General features: G+C 44.3%; 15 protein-coding genes. 12 read left to right on the top strand and 3 right to left on the bottom strand.

The annotated features are described in order from the left end of the window. Window positions 1-118 precede the first annotated feature (118 nt). The gene (locus AC4EHB_RS06760) at window positions 119-481 is read left to right on the top strand and encodes a hypothetical protein (protein WP_490974804.1); all 363 of its coding nucleotides are present in this window, start codon (window positions 119-121) and stop codon (window positions 479-481) included. Window positions 482-565: 84 nt separating this feature from the next. After that, window positions 566-2,104, top strand: a complete 1,539-nt coding sequence (locus AC4EHB_RS06755; RefSeq protein WP_490981003.1) for a right-handed parallel beta-helix repeat-containing protein — start codon at window positions 566-568, stop codon at window positions 2,102-2,104. A gap of 51 nt (window positions 2,105-2,155) precedes the next feature. Here the strand turns inward: AC4EHB_RS06755 and AC4EHB_RS06750 are convergent, their stop codons facing one another. Together AC4EHB_RS06750 and AC4EHB_RS06745 are read right to left on the bottom strand one after the other, a co-directional pair. Continuing rightward, complete coding sequence (locus AC4EHB_RS06750) at window positions 2,156-3,877, bottom strand: choice-of-anchor I family protein (RefSeq protein WP_490981002.1); 1,722 nt, start codon at window positions 3,875-3,877, stop codon at window positions 2,156-2,158. 184 nt (window positions 3,878-4,061) lie between these two features. Continuing rightward, window positions 4,062-5,594 carry a C40 family peptidase gene (locus tag AC4EHB_RS06745; protein ID WP_490981001.1) on the bottom strand — a complete coding sequence of 511 codons (1,533 nt, stop codon included), beginning with the start codon at window positions 5,592-5,594 and terminating at the stop codon, window positions 4,062-4,064. 866 nt (window positions 5,595-6,460) lie between these two features. Between AC4EHB_RS06745 and AC4EHB_RS06740 the strand changes: the two genes are divergently transcribed. From AC4EHB_RS06740 to AC4EHB_RS06720, 5 genes are all read left to right on the top strand, one after another. Next, window positions 6,461-7,150 (top strand): glycosyltransferase family 2 protein, encoded by a 690-nt coding sequence (locus tag AC4EHB_RS06740; RefSeq protein ID WP_490974800.1) that lies wholly within the window; start codon window positions 6,461-6,463, stop codon window positions 7,148-7,150. A 10-nt stretch (window positions 7,151-7,160) separates the two neighbouring features. Continuing rightward, on the top strand, window positions 7,161-7,520 hold the full coding sequence (locus AC4EHB_RS06735) for a DUF2304 domain-containing protein (protein WP_490974799.1): 360 nt from the start codon (window positions 7,161-7,163) through the stop codon (window positions 7,518-7,520). Window position 7,521: 1 nt separating this feature from the next. After that, window positions 7,522-7,887, top strand: coding sequence for an EamA family transporter (locus AC4EHB_RS06730; protein WP_490974798.1), 366 nt, complete (start codon window positions 7,522-7,524; stop codon window positions 7,885-7,887). Window positions 7,888-7,918: 31 nt separating this feature from the next. Next, a complete protein-coding gene (locus tag AC4EHB_RS06725; RefSeq protein ID WP_490981000.1) occupies window positions 7,919-9,223 on the top strand; it encodes a glycosyltransferase family 39 protein in 1,305 nt (434 codons plus the stop codon). Window positions 9,224-9,565: 342 nt separating this feature from the next. Next, on the top strand, window positions 9,566-10,639 hold the full coding sequence (locus AC4EHB_RS06720) for an S-layer homology domain-containing protein (RefSeq protein ID WP_490980999.1): 1,074 nt from the start codon (window positions 9,566-9,568) through the stop codon (window positions 10,637-10,639). A gap of 75 nt (window positions 10,640-10,714) precedes the next feature. Here AC4EHB_RS06720 and AC4EHB_RS06715 read toward each other — a convergent pair whose 3' ends face one another. Next, window positions 10,715-11,746 (bottom strand): acyltransferase, encoded by a 1,032-nt coding sequence (locus AC4EHB_RS06715; protein WP_490980998.1) that lies wholly within the window; start codon window positions 11,744-11,746, stop codon window positions 10,715-10,717. Between the two features lie 322 nt (window positions 11,747-12,068). On the opposite strand from AC4EHB_RS06715, the gene AC4EHB_RS06710 reads away from it, so the two are divergent. From AC4EHB_RS06710 to AC4EHB_RS06690, 5 genes are all read left to right on the top strand, one after another. Further along, window positions 12,069-13,295 (top strand): nucleotide sugar dehydrogenase, encoded by a 1,227-nt coding sequence (locus AC4EHB_RS06710; RefSeq protein WP_490974794.1) that lies wholly within the window; start codon window positions 12,069-12,071, stop codon window positions 13,293-13,295. Between the two features lie 168 nt (window positions 13,296-13,463). Continuing rightward, window positions 13,464-14,924, top strand: a complete 1,461-nt coding sequence (locus tag AC4EHB_RS06705) for an MBOAT family O-acyltransferase (RefSeq protein WP_490981497.1) — start codon at window positions 13,464-13,466, stop codon at window positions 14,922-14,924. Between the two features lie 12 nt (window positions 14,925-14,936). Continuing rightward, window positions 14,937-15,977 carry a hypothetical protein gene (locus tag AC4EHB_RS06700; RefSeq protein WP_490974793.1) on the top strand — a complete coding sequence of 347 codons (1,041 nt, stop codon included), beginning with the start codon at window positions 14,937-14,939 and terminating at the stop codon, window positions 15,975-15,977. 241 nt (window positions 15,978-16,218) lie between these two features. Then, entirely contained in the window at window positions 16,219-18,315 is a 2,097-nt protein-coding gene (locus tag AC4EHB_RS06695) for a S8 family serine peptidase (protein ID WP_490980997.1), read from the top strand. 205 nt (window positions 18,316-18,520) lie between these two features. After that, a complete protein-coding gene (locus tag AC4EHB_RS06690) occupies window positions 18,521-18,694 on the top strand; it encodes a hypothetical protein (RefSeq protein WP_490980996.1) in 174 nt (57 codons plus the stop codon). Window positions 18,695-18,971: the final 277 nt, after the last annotated feature.

Genomic DNA, 18,971 nt, shown 5'->3' with positions numbered 1-18,971 from the left:
CACGATGCCTCCGAATTTTTTTTATCGTCAGGCCATCCCGGGACTTCACGCTTAAAAATGGTGCTTGGAGGTGGTAAAATAGAAGGACTAAAGAAACAAAGGGAAAGCAGGTGGCGGTATGGAAGGCAGACAGGATTTGGTGTTGCTGCTGGAGGAACACGGAAATTCTTTTGGCATCCGGTTGCTTGACCAAAACGGTTTCGTGTTCAGTGAGAACCGCTTCATGGGCATACCGGCGATTGCGGAGGTGCGGGTGCTCGTCAGCACGCTGACTCATATTTTCGGGAATTTCAACCGCGTCACTTACAGCCGCAATTTTCACTGCGTATGGGATCACAAGGCGCGGCCGGATGCTTTCGGCAAGTTCATGGCGGAATTGTTCGCGACGCATAATCCGGATGGCTGGGACGGCTTCAGCGCATTTCTGGAGAAACAGGAAGCGAAATCGCATGAAGACCCGATGGAAGGCTTGCCTTTTTAATTATCTTAAAAGCAGGATAATTTATGTGAAAATTGAATTAGGTTAAAATGCTCACGAAAAATCGCTTCCAAGGAGAGGACATGAATGGCTTTCGGCTCCAAAAAAAGTAAGTACGGCCTCCAGGCATCGACTGCAAAGAAAATCAAGAAACTCGGCGAGGAAGTGACATTCAGCGAACGGCCGGACCGCACGTTCAACGTCAAAGCATTCGGCGCCAAAGGCAATGGCCAGTCAGACGATTGGCGGGCGCTGCAGCAAGCGATTGCGTTCGCTTACAATAAGCAAGGCGGCGGCACACTGTTTTTCCCGCCTGGACTCTACCGCATCAGCGAACCGCTTGAGGTGCCGGAAGTCGACAGCGATAAGCAGACGATTGTCTCCTGGGTCGGCTACAGCGACCAGAGCACAATCATCGCCCCTTCCAAACCGATGGACTACCTTGTGCGCATGCGTGGCAGCGACGGCGGCATCAAAGGCATCCGCTTCATGGGTTCTGACCCCGCCAATGGCTTTGTCCGCAACGCAAAAGTGTGCATGATTGCAAGCGACATCCGAAACAAGGTTTTTTCAAATACATCGTTCAGCTGGGGCATCGTCCACGGTCTGCAGATCTTGGAGGAAGGCAATAACAACCTGTGCGTTTTCGACCAATCGTGCAAGTTCGAACAAAACGGCAAAGTGCTGACGGGAACTGACGCCCGCGGCTCCGGCAATGATATCACTTTTTCCAGTTTGAATATGGAAAGAGACAATGTCCAAGCCGGGGCATTCATCAAAATCGGCGCCGGGACGGGTTCTGTCTACCATATCGATGAAGTGTCCGGAAGCGGCATCAAAGTGTCGCCAAACCTGAAAAATACGTTCCGTGCAGGCACCGAGTATAAAATGCATATCGGTTCCGGTTTGCAGATCGACCGCGGCAGCGACAACAACGTCTACGGCATCTATGATTGCCATTTCGTCGGCAATGCTGGAGCGGGGCTCGTGCAGCGCGGGCTTTACGGCCACAATATCCAAGGCGGCAACTTCGATTCCAACGGCATTGCGGGCATCCACGTTGGCAGCGGCACGATCAACACCACACCTTCTTATTCAAACACCATTCACCACGCTTATTTCGAAGCGAACGGCTACGCCAACGTTATCTTGGATTACCCTTCAGGATTGTCGATCATTGACCCGCTGCTCGCAAAACCGATTGATGGTACAGGGGGCGGCGTCGATTCTATCACGTCGCTGCGCAATTTGCCGTTCGACTATATGACGACGAGCATCATCTATAACGGCCGAACCTATCAATATGTGCACGCAACAAACGGCAGTTTCACGTTCGGAGCAGAAACGGGTCCGCGCATTTTCGTCAACCAGCCGGCGAATGCGATTGGCCCGGCTGTCATCCGGCTCCCGGCACCTCCTGCCCACGAGTTCGGCGAAGAACTCGAAATTTTCGTAGAAGACAGCGGCGGTTTGCCGGTTCAGCTCGTTAGCGATTTTGCTGAGGTTAATCGGGTCAACGGCCGTTTCGGCATTGAAGTGCCTGCTGGCATCGGCTTTAAAATCAACGTTTTCTACAGCCGGCGCCACCGGTCCTGGATGGTGTCGCACACGACGCCGCTCGTGTAGCGAAAAAACGAACCCGCCTGCAGAGGAGCTGCAGGCGGGTTTGTTGGTTTGTTACCGTCTATTTTTTTGCGGCTTTCCGTATTTATGGCCATCTTCCAAAGAATAAGCGGCTATCGTGCCAGACACTTCATGTGCAGCCAACAGCAGTTCTTGGCCAGTCGGGCTTTCTTCTGCCGGGATGAACGTCATTCCTTCAGGGGCGACATCGCCGCTTTCTTGGGTAACGTCGCCGCCGTTGAATACGCGGCTAGAGAAATAGGTGCTGAATTTAGGCTTGGTAGGCTTCGATAAATCGTAGGCCATGATACCGCCTTGGCGCTCCAGGCCGATAAAGGCGTAAGGGGTGCCATCTACTTCGCCTGTAATGACGCTTTCTGGTTCAGGGCCTTTGTCATCGCTGCGGTTGTCAAATTTGTCTTCTGTGTTCGTAGCATTGAAAGAATCGGGATAGACATCAGCCGCGATTTGTTCGAAATCATCGCCGCTGTCATAAGCGAGTTCCATTGAATCCGAATGCCAGACCGAGAACGAACGGCCGCCGAAACCGTAGATTGCTTCATACTTACCCTTTTCATTTTTCGGTTGGGAAACGGATGTCGTCAGTCGACCTAATTGGCTTTCCTCAAATAATCCGTTTTTCACAAGGCGGTCGAGCTGCTTTTGGTTGGAGCCTTTATACAAACTGGCGTCGAGTTCATATTCTCCCGCCAAGTCCGCCACGCGGGTTTCTTCAGAAAAGCCTTCCCGATCCTGGACGTCGCCTTCATTTGCTGAAAGGATGTAGGTTTCGCCGCGGGATTCAAACGCCGCAATGCCGTCCGGTTGGAACATCGACAGCACCGGCCAGTTGCGGATATCGATCGCGTCGTCTTTGTTCGAAGCGTCAAGTTTGTTGGCAGGAACGGAATAATCTTTCAAGCCGAGGCTTTGCACGGAAACAAATTGATCGCTTTCCAAGTCGAGTTTGGCGATGGCGTTGTTTTCCTGCAAAGCGACATACGCGTGTTCGCCATCTCCGTCAACGGTGATGAATTCGGGTTCCAGGTCTTGGGCGTATGTGCTGTCCGGATGCACTTTGCGGACGTCTTCATCGATGATATCATCCGTGAACGCAGCGGTTGACACATCACTGTCGCTGATCGAACGGATTGGCGACGTGACGTCGATGACGCTGACAGAACCTTCCGGGTTGACGCTGTAATCTTCGCTTGGCTCGCCTTCGTTCGCAACCAGCAATTTACTGCCATCCGGCGTGAACGCCAGCATATCCGGCAGCGCTCCGACGCGGACATGGCTGAGCGGTTCGCCGTCTGTTGACATGAAGACGACAGAGCCGGCATTGGTTTTGTCGGCTGCCGGCGCCGAAACGGCGATATAGCCGCCGTCCGGATGAATCGCGACACTGGTCAAGTCAGATGCTTCGACGCCGAATTCACTGAGAGGGATGCGTTTTAATAGAGGAATGTCCGCAGTTGAATCTTTTTTCAATCCGGACAAGTCGATGATGTCGATTGCGCTCGCTGCACCGTTCACGGAGAAAGCACGGAATGATTTCGCGTCATAAGCCACTATTTCCGTTCCGCCTTCATCAATTTCTGCGCCGCTCGTATAGCGGCCGAGCAAGTTGACTTCCAAGCCCTTATTGCTTTTTTCATAAAGCTTGATGCCATCCACTGATTCCGCCGCGGCATGTACCGAGGGTGGTGAATGGAATAAACTCAGCGACAGCACACCGATCGCCGCTGCAGGAAGCAATTTTTTCATCTTTGCCATATGTAATTCCTCCTCTTCGTTTATAATTCTTCCTCCAGTGTAGCGGCGCATTGTGAAGAAAAGGTGTCGGCATTGTACGAGGATTGTAAATGCCGACAAACAAAAAAACCGGAAATGGCCTTAAAAATGGCCGTTCCGGTTTGTGATGGGCTTGAAGTATTTTTTCGACTTTTGCTGGCGCTGATTAAAAACGTTTGAAGCTATGGAATTTTGGTCCCCAATAAACGTCATTCAAGCTTTTGACTTCTGCTTTCGCTCCGCCAGAATGGACGAACTGGTTGTTGCCGATATAAATGCCGACATGGGAAATGCCAGGGCGGTAAGTGTTAGCGAAAAATACCAAATCTCCAGGCTTCGGAGAAGAGACCGTTGTCGTTTCCGCAAATTGCGTCAATGTTGTACGCGAGACGGATTTGCCGTTTTGCTTGAAAACGTATTGGATAAATCCACTGCAGTCAAAGCCAGCAGGTGTTGTGCCACCGAAACGGTAAGGCACGCCTTTAAGGGATAATGCAGTTGATGTGATCTCTGAAGAGGAAGCAGTAGAGGAGACGCCATTTGATGCTTTCGCCACTGCCGCAGTTGTTTTTGTCAGTAATGCGCCTGAAACCCATCCGACTTTGCCATTGGCTGTCACTTTGAACCACGTGACGCTGCCGACCTTTTTAGAAGCAGACACTTTGACGGTAGTTCCTTTTTTGGCCAACGTAACGATTTTGTAATTCGTGCCTGCATTTGCGCGGACGTTGGAATTGTAAGTTGTTTTGTAAACACCTGAAGCAGCTGCTGTTGCCACTGCCGCTTTGGCGGGTGCTTTAGCCGCAACGGTTGTTTTCGTCAGCAATGCGCTTGAAATCCACCCGATTTTGCCGTTGGCTGTCACTTTGAACCACGTGACGCTGCCAACCTTTTTAGAAGCAGCTACTTTAACAGTAGCGCCTTTTTTGGCCAATGTAACGATTTTGTAATTCGTGCCTGCATTTGCGCGGACGTTGGAGTTGTATTTTGTTTTGTATGTACCTGAAGCAGCTGCTGTTGCCACTGCCGCTTTAGCGGGTGCTTTAGCCGCAACACTTGTTTTCGTCAATAAAGTACCGAGGATCCAGCCGATTTTGCCGTTGGCTGTAACTTTGTACCATATAGCACTGCCGACTTTTTTAGAAGCGGTTGCTTTGACCGTGGCGCCTTTTTTTCCATAAGTAACAATCTTGTAGTTTGTGCCAGCATTTGCCCGAACGTTTGAATTGTATTTTAATTTATACGATCCAGAAACGGCAGTTGTTGCTGAAGCCGCAGAGGCTTTAGGCAAAAGCAATGTGCTTAAGACCCAGCCATGTTTGCCGCTGGCTTTCACTTTATACCAGACTTGGCTGCCGACTTTTTTCTGATGGGTTGCGGTAGCCGCAGCGCCTTTTTTACCGACAGTCAGGATTCTATTTTTTGTGCCTGCATCTGAACGGACATTGGTGTTGTATTTTAACGTATACGAACCAGATTTAGCAGTAGCATAAGAATAAGCGACTTCTGAAACTTTTTGTGAAGCTCCATTTAAATCAATGACTAAATCCCTTTGAGAGTTTTCAAAAGCATAAGCGGTTTCGCTCAATAATAAATTTGGAGCAGCAATGTTTAGCAATTGCTCCGAATGGGTATTATTTGGTAGAGTCGATAATAATAAAGCACTAGCTGATATGATTGTTACCACAGTTTTTCTCATTATAATTCCCCTATCTCTGTAATTATTTCCAGTATTTAATAATTTTTTATCTCTCTTTGTAAACTATATGGAAGTACATATGATTTAACAATGTCATTTTCTTTGCAGTACTGTTACGTTTGTGTGACAACTGGGAGGTATGGCCCTTTTTTGTGTTATCTGATAATTACTAATTGGGTATTTAATCTCGTATATTTAAATAGAATTTCGTGATTATTGTCACTTTTCGTCCCATTCGTCTATAGACTTCTTAAAGAGATAGAATTTTACATGGAAGTTCAAAAGCTCGCAGATGCGAGCTTTTTTTAATTTTGGGGAAAAAGATTTTCTCTTAACAAGCGATGTTTTGCAGGTAACAGGCCCAGTTCCGAACTTATTCCGGACTAATAGAAAAGCATCTCTCCACGATCCAAGTTCAAGAGAGGAAATAGAAAAGCCTCAAGCAGCTGCTGGCTGCTTGAGGCTTTTTTTCGTGCACTTTGCATTTCGCCTCTGCGAAATGCAATCCATCTGAGGGTTTGGAAAGAAGGTTCTCAAGTTATCCGGCATTGTCTGAGGCTCATCTTGCACTAGCCAGAAGATAACAGGCACTATTCCGGTTTTATCCGGCACTAGCCGAGAAGCTGTTCTCCATGATTGCAAAGTTCAAAAGCGGAATATGAAAGCTTTTTGTTTTTGGAAAATCGAGATTCGTATATTCTGCGCATTTAAATGAAAAAATGTAAAAAAAGGAATAGAAATACAGATTTAAATCACATGAATTTAACATATTAAGGCAAGATTTGATGGTAATTGAAGTAAATTTTATGTATTATGAATAAGTTCATGGTATTTACATTATCTATTGCTAGTAGGGAGGTTTAAAGTTGTCTGTAAAAGTAATTGTCATAATTCCTGCCTATAATGAAGAAGACTCGATTGTACAAACTGTGAAAAATATCAAAGCTGCTACACTCGTAGATTATATCGTCGTCAATGATGGCTCTACGGACAAAACCCGTGTATTGCTTGATGAAAATAGATTTAATCACATGGATTTGCCTATTAATCTGGGGATTGGCGGAGCCATGCAAACAGGTTATCAATATGCGCTCGACCACGGCTATGACTACGCAATCCAACTTGATGCAGATGGCCAGCATAATCCTGATGATTTGCTGAGTTTGATTGAAGAAATCAGGGAGACGGATTATGACATGGTCATCGGCTCGCGGTTCGTAGAGAAAAGTGCATACAGAGGCAGTTTGACGCGGAGGATTGGGATTTATTATTTTTATCAATTCATCTACCTTTTAACCGGAATGAAAATTACCGATCCGACATCGGGTTACCGCATCGTCAATCGGAAAGTCATCGAATCGTTCACGAAGTATTACCCAACTGATTATCCAGAAGTGGAAGTGCTGGTGAATTTGGCTAGAAGGAATTTTAAAATAAAAGAAATCAAAGTTGAAATGAACCAGCGCCAAGGCGGCAAGTCATCGATTACGCCGAAAAAATCAATTTATTATATGTTCAAAGTGACGTATATTTCACTGGTACGGTCAGTGTTTTAGGAGGTTATTTATGGTTCAGGGAATTTCTATCATAGTGGCCATTCTGTTTCTGGCTCAAGTGCTTTTTTATACATCCAAAAACAAACTGCAGGATCAGCAAGCGCTTCTTTGGTTGATCTTGTCTTTTAGCGGGTTAATGATTGCCTTATTTTTGCCTGTAATGGACACAGTCGCGCAGTGGTTGGGGATTGAATACATGCCGTCACTCATTTTCGTACTTGCATTTTTAATTATTCTTACCATGCTCGTGTTTCAAACGACAACCATTACCAAGCAACAGACGCAGATCAAACAAATTGCACAGCAGCTCTCCTACACGATGAAATATTTAGATGAGATTCAGGAAGAGATAAAAAAAGGGGAGAATTAGCATGTTGGTTAACTATATACTCATTTTGCTGAATACACTGATCCTCGTTTCAGGCCAGTTTTTATGGAAATTTGGCATGGTCAACAAGGAAAGCAGTTTTTCTTCAATAGGGGAAATCATCAAATTGATGTTTTCCCCATACATATTAACAGGACTGACAATGTACGGTTTTGCGACGGTCCTGTGGCTCTTCATCTTGACGCGCGTTCCTTTGAGCGTTGCCTATCCTTTGCAAAGCCTGGCTTATGTCTTTGCGGTATTTGGCGCATTTTATATTTTCAATGAACCCCTGTCCCCCATGAAAATCATCGGGGTGTTATTGATTATGATCGGTGTTTCTTTTATCGGTTTTTCTTCGGCTGCTTAATCATGACTTGGAAAGTATGTGAACTCTATCAATGAATAAAAAACTTTTCGAACTGATCAAATCAAATTATTGGCTAGCGCTTATTTTAGTCGTTGGGTTTTTATTGCGCCTTGGCGTGATTGTCAAATACGGAAGTGATTTATCACTCGACAGCGATGATATGGGTTATGTGAACAGTGCTTTGACATTGCTCGAAACGGGTATGCTGACGTATCACCAAACGGACATGCCAACTGTCCACATTATGCCAGGACAGACGTTTCTGCTGGCATTTATTTTTCTTTTGTTCGGCAAAGGAAGCTTCGGCATTTTAATAGGAAAATTAATTTTTATTATTTTTGGTACGATCAATCTATTCATGGTCTATAAGATCGGGAAGATTATCGGCAATAAATTCATCGGCTTGTTATCAGCTGCGATGCTCGCTGTTTTCATTCCGCAAATCCTGACGGATAATCTGTTCATCACAGAGGCGCCTTTCATGTTTGCGCTGTTTCTGCTTGTCTATTATTCGATTAAGCTTGCAAATGAACCAAGCAACTGGAAATACTTCTTTATTTTGATGTTGTCTTATTTAGCCGTTATTATGTTCAAAGCTACGTTCGCGCTTTATCCAGTTCTGCTCCTGCTTTACTTTATCTTGAAAAAGTATCCGATAAAAATTGGGCTCAAGCAGTTTGCTGTGGCAGCGATCATGCTGTTACTCATACTTGGTCCATGGTGGGCAAGAAATTATGTGCATTTCGGAGATTTCATCCCGCTGACTGGGGGAGGGGGAAACCCCTTGCTTTTGGGAACTTATCAAGGGGCGGGCATAAATTACGGAGAGCCTTATCAAGAAGAGTTCGAAAAGATTAAGGAACAATACAAAGACCAGAATGCATACTATCGTTTGCTTGCACAAGATGAACTTGCTAAAGAACGGATAAGCATCTGGTGGGCTGACGACAGAGAATCATTTTTAAGAACCTATTTGAAATTAAAACCGAAGATCCAATGGGAGAAGCAGTTTTATTGGATAGAAATCTACGGTTTTTCCAAGTCGGTGATCAATAACATTCACCAGCATATTGTCGATTGGGCACTTTTGTCTTTGTTCGCGTTATTGTTCATGCGGCATCGCTGGAAAGAGTATGTCCTGCTTATCAGCATCATTGTCTACAATACGGGCCTCAACTCGATTTATTTTGCATTCCCGCGATACAACCAGCCACTTATGTTCATCTTGTTTATTGGAATCGCGACAGCAATGTATGTGATTTCTAAACTCATAATGAAAGTATATGCATATTTTCAAAATCGAAAAGGCAAATTCAATTCGATTTCGAATGAATAAAACAAAAGAATATGGATTCCTTAAAACGAACTTAGAAATTTGAGATAGGTTTGTGTAATCATTTGGGCTGTCCAATAAGTTGAATAACAGACTTATTGGACAGCCCTTTTTTCTAACGTAGCGCAGAGGGAATTCTATTGCTCCTGTCCCTGTCTCTGCATCGCTGGGCTAGCTTCGTCGCAAAGGAGGTGCCCCAAATTACGTTTGGGGCACCTCCTTTCTTATGGTATTCAGGAAATAAACTTTAAAATAATCTGAATAATTAGACATTTATGTAGCTTTGACAGTTGCGAATGGGGTAAAATGGAGACAAGAAAGACTTATGATCAGAGGGGTGACAAAGTGAAAAAATTATTGGCTCCTATCGCAATTGTCTTGGCATTATTTCTGGTGGTCTCAAGCGTTCAGGCTGCTCCAGACCTGTCAAAAAAACACCAGTATTATGATGAAATTCAGTATTTGATAAAAGAAGGCATCATGAAAGAAGGGAGCGGCGGGAAAATCCGTCCGAACGCGCTCATTACCCGGGCAGAAGCGGCGGTGATGATCGGGCGGATGAAAGGCCTGGATGGCCGGAAAAAAGACACGCCATTCAAGGATGTAAAGAAAAAATATTATGCGAGCGGCTTCATCGCGGGAGTCGCGAAAGCAGGTTATTTGAAGGGATATAAAGACGGTACGTTCAGACCGGAAGGAACTGTCAACCGTGGGGAAGCATCGCTGATCATTTCGCGTGCGTTCGAACTGCCGTTCACGTTTAATACAAAGTTCAAAGATGTTCAGCCAAATACTGCATTGGCTGAAGGGGTTGCAAAAGCGCTCGCAGCCAATATAACGACAGGCTATAAAGACGGCACATTCCGCCCGAAAACGAAGATGACGCGCGGAGAATTTGCAGCTTTCATGGCGCGGGCCATGGAGCCGAAATTCAAAAATGATGCCGTGATCAAGCATTCATACCAAAAAGACAAAACAAAGGTTTATACGTATGTGCGGTCAAACGGCTCGACAGAAGTCCACCGTTTCAAGGATGTGCCTGACCGAGACGGCTTGAAATTCGGCTTTATGTGGACAGTGAAAGCCGATGGGGAAGTCTATAATTACATGGAATTTGAGGATTATCATTTATTCGCTTTCGCTTATCCGTATTCTGAATACGATCTGGCCCTCGCGTATCCTGTCAAAGTGGGCAAAAAATTCACGACCGGCATGGGTGATGAAACGAATGTCAATACGATCACCGCTGTCAATAAAACAGTGAAAACGCGTTATAAAACATTTACCAATGCCACCGAAGTGACCACGAAAACCGGTTTTAAATATTATATGGCACCAGGGTTCTCAACGATAAAATCCGTTGATGAAAAAGGCCGGGTGGTTTTTGAATTGGTGAGTGTTAAGAAACAAACGAAATAGCTGGTGTAAAACATAAGAAAAGACTTCGCGCCGTTTCCGAATAGGAAGCGGCGCGAAGTCTTTTTTGCGTAATTTTTAAGGGGTTAAATTTTTTATTACCGGTATTTTCTTCATGATCAAGACAATTACAGTACTGATCACCACTGTTACCAGGACCCGGTAAGGGATGGCGATGGCTGCATGGGAATTAGTCAGCCAAAATTGCGGAAGAAAATCCGCGAAGAATTTGAGGACCATCATATGCACCAGGTAAATACCGAAGCTGGCGGTGTTTAACAGGTTTGGAACAGCAGGAAGCTTTTGGCCGTTGAAAATTTTACTGTGCTTGAACAATACGAATAATCCGATGCTCACTAGCACAACATTTGGTGAATGGTAGCCGTACCAGAATGACTGGAACGCTCCGTCCGCTCTGACGGTCAAGAAATACGTAGCGGCGAAAGTCGACAGCAATCCGGCGACGAGACCGAAGTACAGAAACTTGCGCAACCACAGCGGAAGTTCGTACGTCAGTAAATAATAGCCCAGAATGTAATATCCGACGTAATCAGTGACGAAAAACAGCTCCATGTTAAAAGTGATGCTGAACATATTTTCGAGTACGCGCGAAATGACAGATGCATAAAACCACAGAGCGAGAAAATAAGTCAAATCCTTTTGTGTGGCATTCTTCAGCATCAGCTTGATCAACGGACTGACAAGCGTTAGGCCGAGCAGCATGTAAATAAACCAGAAATGGACAGAAATGCCGTTATTCAAGAACCTTGAAACAAATTGTATCGGATTCAATTCAACTCTGCCTTGGATAAAGTAAAACAAGTAATACAGGATGCTCCAACCAAGAAGGGGAATGAAAATCTTGCTGATCCGTTTTACCAAGAAAGATTTGTAGGTATACTCGCGCTGGTCGCTCAAAATCAAGGCGCCGCTGATCATCACAAAAATAGGGACACTCCAGCGGGTGAAGGATTCAAAGAAATTTGCAGCGAGCCAAGAAGACTTGCCGTCGAAATAATTGGCAGTGATAAACATGGCGGAAATATGGATGGTCACTACAGCAATCGTTGCCAGGACCCGCAGCCAATCAAAAAACAAAAAGCGTTTCACAGCTTTTACCTTCTCTCTTGTTTCATAGTTTTTCGGTGAAATTCAGTTATAATTTAAAACACTGCAGTAATTCTATATGAATGATTAAAATATTGTCAACTGCTGTTTTAGAAGGGGAAGTTGACATAAAAATCAGGCTTATCATCGCTTATACAAACTATGCTATAATATGTGAGGCTTGCAAAAAATCAAAAACAGCATTACAGTCGAATAATCGGTCTATGCAAAGCGAAAATCAGGCAACAATTTGGACTTTCAGCTTCAACATTTTATCAATCTGTCTCATTAGAGACCCATATAGCAGTAGAAGGAGAGAAAACACATGTCATTAGTAAACGTGATCGGGCTTGGCTATATTGGCCTGCCAACAGCATTGATGCTGGCAAAAAGTGGAGTTCAAGTAGTAGGAACAGATTTGAACCAAAAATTGGTGGATTCATTGAACCAAGGCAAATTGACGTTCCAAGAAGAAGGATTGGAAGAACTGTTCCAAGCGGCATTGGCAAACGGTGTGACTTTCAGCACGGAATACCAAAAAGCCGATACGTACATTTTGGCTGTACCGACTCCTTATATAGAAGAAAACAAAAAACTTGATCCGAAATACGTTATTTCAGCCGTCAATAATGTGCTTGATGTATGCGACAAAGGAGCATCGATTATTGTTGAGTCGACGATTTCACCAGGGACGATCGACCGCCACATCCGCCCGATCATTGAACAAAGAGGCTTTACCATCGGGGAAGACGTGCATTTGCTGCATGCTCCTGAACGCATCATTCCTGGGAATATGATTTATGAACTTGAACATAATTCCCGTACGATTGGTGCAGACAGCCCGGAAATCGCTGAAAAAGCAAAAGCGATTTACGAAAGTTTCTGCCAGTCGGAAATCGTCTTGACGGATATCCGTTCAGCGGAAATGTCGAAAGTTATTGAAAATACGTACCGCGATGTCAATATCGCATTCGCGAACGAGCTGGCGAAAATTTGCCGCACGGATAATATCGATGTGTACGAAATTATCAAAATCGCCAATAAGCACCCGCGCGTCAACATCCTGCAGCCAGGGCCAGGCGTCGGCGGACATTGCATCTCGGTCGATCCATGGTTCCTAGTGGGAGACTATCCGGATTTGACGAACTTGATCTTAGCTGCCCGCAAAATCAACGACTCGATGCCGACGCACGTTTTGGGGCGCATCCGTGACATCATGAAAGAAAACAACATCAGCGACCTTTCGAAAGTCGGCCTTTACGGCTTGGCGTATAAAGAAAACGTTGACGACACGCGTGAAAGCCCGACGCTGCAATTATTGGAGATTTTGGATGAACATTTGGCGTTCGGCGTAAAAGTGTTTGACCCGTTTGTCAAAGAACAGATGGTCGATAACCAATACATGGGCTTCGATGAATTCATGAATGACATTGAGGTGCTTGTCGTGATGGTGGGGCATGACCACATCAAAGAAAATATGCCAACGATTCAAGACAAGCTCGTGTTGGATACGAAAAACATCTGCACATTCGAAGGCGCATATAAACTGTAAATTGGAAAGGCCAGACTGTCGAGAAATTCTCGGCAGTTTTTTCTTTTTGTAGAATTAAAAAATCATGGATAGTCGACTTTTAGCATAAAAAAAGGACTCATTGACGAATGGGAAATTTATGAATATAATATGAAGGTTGTTAAATTTTGTAGAATATAGGTGACTCAAGTGCTTTTCAATTCCATTGAATTTCTTTTGTTTTTCTTGCCGATTGTGTTCTTTCTTTATTTCGGCTTACATAAATTAAGGCTGCATAAAGTGGCGTTATTCGCATTATTTGCTTCGTCATTGCTGTTTTACGGTTTCTGGAATCCAATTTATTTGGGGTTGATTGTCGGTTCCATGTTGTTCAATTTTATCTTCGGAATGTTAATGAACCGAAAAGATGAAATAGAAGAGCGCAAAACATTATTGTCGCTTGGAATCATTGGAAACGTCTTGTTGTTGGGGTATTTCAAGTACTATGACTTTTTCGCGGAAAACGTGAATTGGGTGTTTGATGCAAATCTTCCATTAAAGAATTTTTTGCTGCCATTGGCAATCAGTTTTTTTACATTCCAACAAATTGCATACCTGATTGATACATATCGCGGGGAAACGAAGCAGTATTCTTTCATGACTTACGCCTTGTTTGTCACCTTTTTCCCGCAATTGATCGCGGGCCCGATTGTCCAGCATTATGAACTTATTCCACAGTTCCAGGACAAATCGAAGTATCGCATTCAAGGTCATCACATTGTGCAAGGTATCTTCATCTTCTGTATAGGCCTCTCTAAAAAGGTGGGGATTGCGGACACTTTCGCAATCTGGGCAAATGATGGATTTGCGCAAGTCGAAACACTGACATTTGTGGAAGCGTGGATTACCTCGTTATCTTATACACTGCAATTGTATTTTGACTTTAGCGGATACTGCGACATGGCCATCGGCTTAGCGTTATTATTCAACTTCCAATTGCCGGTGAATTTCTTTTCTCCATATAAAGCCCGAAACATTCAGGATTTCTGGAAACGTTGGCACATGACATTAAATCGTTTTTTAACGCATTATTTGTATTTTCCGCTTGGCGGCAGCAAAAAAGGTGCAGTTCGGACTTATATCAATATCGGTATTATTTTTCTCGTGAGCGGCATTTGGCACGGCGCAGGCTGGACGTTCATCATCTGGGGGATGCTCCATGGGCTAGCTTCCATCATTGTCCGATTATGGGGTAAAACAAAAATCAAGCTGCCATACCTAGTGTCCTGGCTCTTGACCTTTTTCTTTGTCAATTTCGCTTGGATTTACTTCAGAGCGGAAAGTGTAGGGCAGGCAAATGCATTGATCGAAAAAATGTTTACGTTAGACAATAACATTCAACAAAACCTTTCAGAGCCATTAGCGTTTGCTGAGAGCTGGGCGACTTTAGAGATTTTCACTTTGCCTTTGTTGGCAGATCCAGCGTTTGTAATTCCGTTTATCCTGCTGTTTTTGGCAGCGGCGTTTCTTCTGCCGAATTCCATCCAGCTGCTGGAGGATTTTCAGCCGAAAGTTTCAACTTTGATGTTGGCCAATGCATGCATCATCTCAGTCATGTTTGTTACGTATGTATTGCATAAGAATAGTGAATTTTTATACTTTAACTTTTAGGAGTGCCTGCAATTGAGTTATAAGAAATGGTTTCAAATGTTTATAATTAGCATGGGAGTTGTATTTATACCGGTATTCGGCTTGATGGGCTTCAATTTTTATATTGATCCGTACTGGAACTTCCAGCATGCTCATGCCAATAATGATTACCAGAACGGTTTTGAAGAGCGTCTTCAAAAAACCAATTTGCTGGCAAACGAGTCAACGGAATTCGAATCACTTTTGATTGGTACAAGCCGTGTTACATATATGAATACAGATGCTTTCCAAGAAGATGAGGTATTCAACTACGGCTTGAGTTCGCTTCATGTTAAAGAGTATAGGGACTATATCGCTTACGCTAAAGAAAAGAATGGCGGAGAGCTGAAAAACATTTATATGGAAGCACCGTTCAATGCGTATAATGCTAACAGTGATGTTGCGCGTGATATGCCGGAAAGCTATATTGAGCAAGCGGAAGACCGGATCTTGGATTATACATCATTGTTTTCAAAAGATACACTGGAAAAATCACTTAAGAATTACGAGACTTCAAAAATCAATCATTACCCGTTGCAGCGCGCATACACGCGCGACAACCAAGTCATAACAACCTACGGAAATGCAAAGCTAGAAAAAGCAAAGATTGCTTTTAAAGAGCGGTACGATAAATCAGATTATAAAACTGAGTTGAATTACATGGATTCCTTTAAACAGGAATTACAAAATATCAAGCGAGACAATCCAACTGCGAATTTTGTCGTTTTTTCGGAAGTTGCGCACGAAGCCCGCCTGAAAGTCTATTTGAAAAATCCGAATTTTTTTAACGCGTATGAACGATCCGTAAGGGAAATCATCGAAGTCTTTGGCAGTTATACGGCTTTTCTGATTCCAAGTGAATGGACGCAAAAAGATGAAAACTGGATGGATTTATTCCATTACTACCCTGAAGTCGGGGATGGTATGATTCGCGCGATGGAAACCGGTGAAGGCGAAGGAACTTATTACATGAAAGTCGATAAAGAAAATATTGACGAATATTTTGAACAGCTGACTGTATGGATAAATAGTTAAGGCAAACTATGAAATTTCAGCAAATACTAAATACCTACGATTCACTACTTTGAAGAAAAGTGCTGAGGCGTAGGCGTTTTTTAAAATCTTCGCTATAAATTTTATGCATATTCATCAGAAAGTAGACAAAAGTTCACTTTTGCACTAGAGCTTGATGGGAATTTGATATAAACTGAGTCAAAGAGGTAAAAAAAAGAAAAAATTTACGAATGAAATTCAAGGGCTGGAAGGAGAATGCTTAGTGAAGAAAATACTGTCGGCGTTATCCGTTTTGATGCTCTTTTCCGTTACTGAAAAAATGGCGTTTGCAAACGATGATAATTTATCCGCAACCGCGCAAGAAAAAACAGATCAAGTCATTATTACTTTAAAAGAAGACGCCAGCATCAATCTGAAGAATTCCGATACGGTTTCCAGTGACCCGCAAGGCAATGGCCAGCTGGTTTCGGTGGAAGTTCCGGAAGACCAAACAGTCGATGCGTTTATCGAAGAATTGGAAAAACATGCCGATATTCAGCATGCAGAACCCGATTATTTGGTGCAGCTGAATTATAGTCCGAATGATCCGCATGTCAGTACATCGCAATACCATCATCAAAAAGTGGAAACAGCGTTGGCTTGGGACAAAACTCGCGGTTCGGGCGATGTCGTCATCGCCGTCATCGATGACGGCATCGACGTGACCCATCCGGAATTGAAAAACCAAATCATCAAGCCGTTTGATACAGTTAAAGAAAACAGCACCATCCGTGTCGGTGTTCACGGCACGCATGTGGCGGGCATTATCGGAAGTTCGATGAACAATAACATCGGCGGCTCCGGAATTGCCCCGGATACAAAAATCATGCCGATCAACGTGTTCAGCGGAGAGTTTGCTTATACGTCTGAAATCATCCAAGGCATCTACCACGCGGTGGATCAAGGTGCAGATATCATCAATATGAGTCTGGGCGGCTATGCGTACAGCAACGCATTAAATACCGCGATTCAAGATGCCCATAAAAAAGGCATCGTGCTTATAGCGGCAGCCGGAAATGAAAGAGTCGAAAATCCTTATTATCCGGCTTCCTATGCAAACGTCATTTCAGTCGGGTCGACAACATCTTTGGATAAAGTTTCTAATTTCTCGAATTACGGCAAATTTATTGATATTGCCGCACCGGGAAGTAATATTTACTCCACCTTGCCGAAAAGCACTTACGGCGTCATGAACGGCACGTCCATGGCTGCGCCAATGGTTACAGGCGTCGCGGCGCTCATCAAAGGCAGCGAACCGGCATTGAGTAATATTGAAATTGAAAACCGGCTATATGCCACAGCTGATGACCTCGGCGTAACTGGAAAAGATCCGTTTTATGGCCACGGCCGCGTCAATGCCCGAAAAGCGTTGATGATTGATTTTCTTCCGGTGCCTTATGTCTCTGGCGTGTTTCAATACTCCACGGCTGTTAAAGGAACCACTGCAGCCCTTGCAACCGTAACAGTCAAATCTGGCAGCGCCATCCTGGCTCAAGGGTTGGCGGACAGCGAAGGCCGATTTAAAGTCACGATTCCCAAACAGCCCATCGGCACCAAATTGCTCGTTTTCAGCACAAATGAAGCAGGGACTGTCAGCAAGAACAAAGAAGTGATTGTCAAAGACGGACTCGCGCCAAGCGTACCGACCGTCAATCCGGTGTCATCCGTTTCAACCAGCATTACCGGTAAAGCAGAAGCGAACGCAAAAGTATTCGCATATATTGGAACTCAGAAAATTGGCGAAGCGGTTGCCACAGCTGGCGCGTTTACGATTCCTATCGCCAAGCAAAAACCTGGAGCGACGATATCCATTTACGCAGTCGATGCTGCGAAAAATAAAAGCGCAAGTGCCACAGTGAAAGTTGCGGACAAAACAGCACCGGCGATTCCAACAGTCAATGCCGTGAAATCCACTTCGCTCGCAATCACCGGCAAGGCGGAATCCAATGCAAAAGTTTATGCTTATGCCGGCAAAGTAAAGCTGGGAGAAGCGGTTGCGATAAGCGGCGCGTATTCCATTAAAATTGCCAAGCAAAAAGCGGGCACTTCGATTGCGGTATATGCCGTAGACGCTGCAAACAATAAAGGTACGGCAAAAATAGTAAAAGTCGCTACGGCTTCAACAACGGTCGTTGCGACGAAATATACGACAACTTCCGCTGTTAATATGCGCAGCGGAGCGTCGTTGAATAACAGCGTGGTTATGGTCGTGCCAAAAGGCAAGACCGTCACATATGTGAAAAAGAGCGGCTCCTGGTACATGGTCAAATATGGCACGAAAAGCGGTTGGATATATAATAGCTTTTTGAAAAAGAGTTGATTTGTACGCAACAGCCAATTCAGATAAAAATCCCCCGAATTGCCCGGGGGATTTTTTTTGTTGAAACGGGCAGTATAGCCAAAAAAAGTTGATGGTTTTTCTTTATGGGTATTAACGTTTAGGGAGCATCAGCCGATATAAGATTTAAAGCCTATAATGCAATAAACAGGGTGTGAGCATAATTATGATTAGACAGAAGACTCATATGGCTACAAAAGAGGCGATCAGGAACCTGCAAACGGATGCGGCTTCACCCACGCAAGAACTTGGGCGGCTAATAGAAAAGTTGGACGGAGGCGATAAAGTGGTCGCTCAGAACACCTTGCAGAATATGCGCAATTTACAGGAAAGGCAGAGCCTGGCGCAAGGGCGCTTCTAGGAAATGGAGCTGTTTTTCCACAATTGAGCAGAGAGCTTCGACAGCATCTTGACGGCACCGTTCAATATCGACAATCACCAGCAGCTGAAAATCCGCGAATTTAACACATCGTACTCGAGCCTGTATTATAGGCACCATTTTCAAGGCTTGAAGGGAACTTTATTAGCAGACTTGCAATGAATAATTTTACAATATTTTACATAAATAAATTTATAATAATCATGTTACAATAGTGGTAAGGACATGATACCCATGACTTTTTAATCGCAAAATACGC

The sequence above is a fragment of the Planococcus sp. TJ-302 genome, assembly GCF_058268455.1.
This window is presented reverse-complemented; position numbering and strand designations above follow the sequence as displayed.